Origin of the sequence: Saccharomonospora saliphila YIM 90502, assembly GCF_000383795.1 — a bacterium.
GTDB lineage: Bacteria > Actinomycetota > Actinomycetes > Mycobacteriales > Pseudonocardiaceae > Saccharomonospora > Saccharomonospora saliphila.
In genome coordinates this window covers 9885-12505 of the sequence record NZ_KB912657.1, presented here as the reverse complement: position 1 = coordinate 12505, position 2621 = coordinate 9885, and the positions used below count along the sequence as shown (strand labels likewise).

Annotated in this window: 3 protein-coding genes; 2 read left to right on the top strand and 1 reads right to left on the bottom strand. The window is 73.6% G+C overall.

Translation table 11 applies throughout. The features are described 5' to 3' along the window. Nucleotides 1–112: 112 nt before the first annotated feature. A complete protein-coding gene (locus tag SACSA_RS0110130) occupies nt 113–931 on the bottom strand; it encodes an ABC transporter ATP-binding protein (protein ID WP_019815574.1) in 819 nt (272 codons plus the stop codon). A 183-nt stretch (nt 932–1114) separates the two neighbouring features. Between SACSA_RS0110130 and SACSA_RS0110125 the strand changes: the two genes are divergently transcribed. Both SACSA_RS0110125 and SACSA_RS25990 read left to right on the top strand, forming a co-directional pair. Next, entirely contained in the window at nt 1115–2365 is a 1251-nt protein-coding gene (locus SACSA_RS0110125) for a PucR family transcriptional regulator (protein WP_019815573.1), read from the top strand. A 73-nt stretch (nt 2366–2438) separates the two neighbouring features. Next, a partial coding sequence (locus SACSA_RS25990; RefSeq protein WP_028661749.1) for a hypothetical protein occupies nt 2439–2621 on the top strand: 183 nt, incomplete at its 3' end.

Genomic DNA, 2621 nt, shown 5'->3' with positions numbered 1-2621 from the left:
GCGGCCGTGCCGGGGGACTCCGTACCGGCCGCGCCCCCGGGAGCGCCGGAGTCCGCGGTGTCCGGGGCGGCACCGGTCCCCGTGGCGCCGATGGCGCCACCGCTCGCCTCGCTCACCTGTCCGCCTCCTCTCCGAGGTACGCGTCCACCACGGCCGGGTCGTCGCGCACGCGTTCCGGCTCTCCCGCCGCGATGACGCGGCCGAAGTCGAGCACCGTGAGCCGGTCGCAGACCGACATCACCAGATCCATGTGGTGATCGACCAGCACCACCGCCATCCGCTCAGCCAGGCGGCGCACCGTCCCGGCGAGCTCTTCCATGTCGTCGTGCCCGAGTCCGGCCGCGGGCTCGTCGAGCAGCAGCAGCTCCGGCTCGGCCGCCAGCGCTCTGGCCAGGGCGACCCGTTTGCGGACGGGGTATGGCAGGCTCGCGGGCGAGGCGTGCGCGTGCTCGAGCACGCCGACCTCGGCCATCGCCCGTTCGGCCCGCTCCGCCAGCGCGCGCTCGTCCCGCGCGGCACGGGGCAGCGCGAGCAGGGCCGACACGAATCCGGACCGGCGGAACCGGTCGGCACCGACCAGCACGTTCTCCGCCACGGTCAACCCGCGGAACAGGCCGAGTCCCTGGAGCGTCCGCGCGATGCCCAGCCGGGTCAGCCGGTGCGGGCGCAGATCGGGGAGGCGGGTGCCGCGCCAGCTCAGCGTCCCCTGGTCGGGCCGCACGAACCCGCAGCAGACGTTGAACAGCGTGGTCTTGCCCGCCCCGTTCGGCCCGATCACGCCGTGGACCTCGTGCGACCGCACGTCGACGGACACACCGTCGAGCGCGGTGAGCCCGCCGAACCGCACGGTGACCCCGTCGGCGGCGAACAACGGCGTCTTCTCCGGCTCCGTGCGTCCGTTCTGGTGAACCGACGTCTCCGGCAGCGTCACCGTCTGTCTCCCCTCGTCGGGAAATCCGGACCTCCACCCCGTCGCCGCGGCGGAAGGTGTACAGCTTCGTGCGCCACGCCCAACCTCGGCCATAGGCACGGCGCCCAAAAATCACGCACGCCGCTGGGCTGCGCGCCCGGCCGCGCTGGACGCGGCGCAACGCCGCGTGGCATCGTTCGGCGGATGAGCCCCTCCGCAGGAACTCCGGCACCGACCGAGGTCTCGGGACCAGCTCGGGAGGCACTGCGCACTCTCAGCCGCGCACTGCTCGACGATCTCGAAAGCCTCGCGGACCGGCTCACCCTCATGGTGCTGCAACGCGAACCCGCCTACGCACGGCTCGGTATCTCCGCGCCCGACGAACTGCGGGACAACCTGCGCGGCAACATCGAACGTGGCATCCAGTCGCTCGGTGGAGCCGTCCCCGAGGGCGCCGATCCGCAGGACACCTCCCGCCTGACCGGCCGTCTCCGCGCACGGGAGGGCGTGCCCCTCGAAGCCGTGCTGCGCGCCTACCGGCTCGGCGGACGGGTGATCTGGGAGGGCTTGCTGGCGACCTCCCGCGAGCGGTTCAGCGGCCGGTACGACCACGAACTGCTCGACGCGGCCGGCTACGTCTGGCGGGTCATCGACGCCAGCTCGGCCGCGCTCGTGGACGACTACCGGCTGGAGGAGGCGCGGCTGCGCAGCCAGGAGCTGAGCAAGCGGCACGCCTTCCTCAACGCGTTGCTCGAGGGGCGCGGGTCGGACCCCGCGCTCGCGGAGGAAGCGGCCACCACGCTGGGCCTGCCCACCAGTGGCCCGATGCTCTGCGTCGTCGCGCCCGTGGACACCCCCCGCGACGATCCGCTGCGATCCCCCCGGGACGTGCTCGGCCAGCAGGGCATCGTGTCGTCGTGGCACGTGCGGCCCTCCGACATCGTCGGCCTGGTCGCCCTCGCCGACCGCACGCCGTCGGCCGCGCTCGACGCGCTCGGCCCGGCCGTGTGCGGACGGGTGGGAGCCTCCCCGGTCATCACCACGCTCGGCCAGGTCGGCGACGCCTACACGTTGGCGCAGACGGCGGCGCGCACGCTTTCCGGTCCGGGTGTGGCCTTCCTGGACGACCACCTGCCGGAGGCGTTGCTCGTGGACAGTCCACAACTGACGGAGCGATTGACCCGGGTGGCGTTCGGCGATTTGCTCGGCCTGCCGAAGCAGGAACGCGACACCATGCTGACCACCTTGGAGGCGGTGCTCGACGCGGGCGGGTCGCCGACCCACGCCGCGCAGCGCCTCTACTGCCACCGCAACACGGTCATCTACCGGCTGCACCGGATCGAGGCGACGACGGGCCGCAGGATCTCCGAGCCCCGCGACCGGCTGCTGCTCACACTGGCCCTGCTAGCCCGTCGTGGTGTCGAGGGCGTCGCGGCCCGGGCGCACCCGCAGTGAGCCGGGCGGGAACCCCGCTGTCGGGTGAGTGTCGCAGCCCCCGCCGGCCGGCCGGTCGTGGCAGTCTGACGGGGTGCGGTCCCCGAATGCGTCCCGCCTGCTGGTCGTGGCGGCGAACCGGGAGGAGGCCACGCGCGCGGCCCGCGCCGTCGGCGGGGAGGTCCCGGTCGGGGACCTCACCAAGCAGGTGATCACCGTGGCGGGCTCGGTGCCGGGGACCGTCTCGCTCGCCGAACTCGACGGTTCCGCGAGAGTC

What these genes read in the sequence shown, in the direction of transcription:
- SACSA_RS0110125 (WP_019815573.1), top strand. Translation starts at nt 1,115, where the DNA reads ATGAGCCCCTCCGCAGGAACTCCGGCACCGACCGAGGTCTCGGGACCA.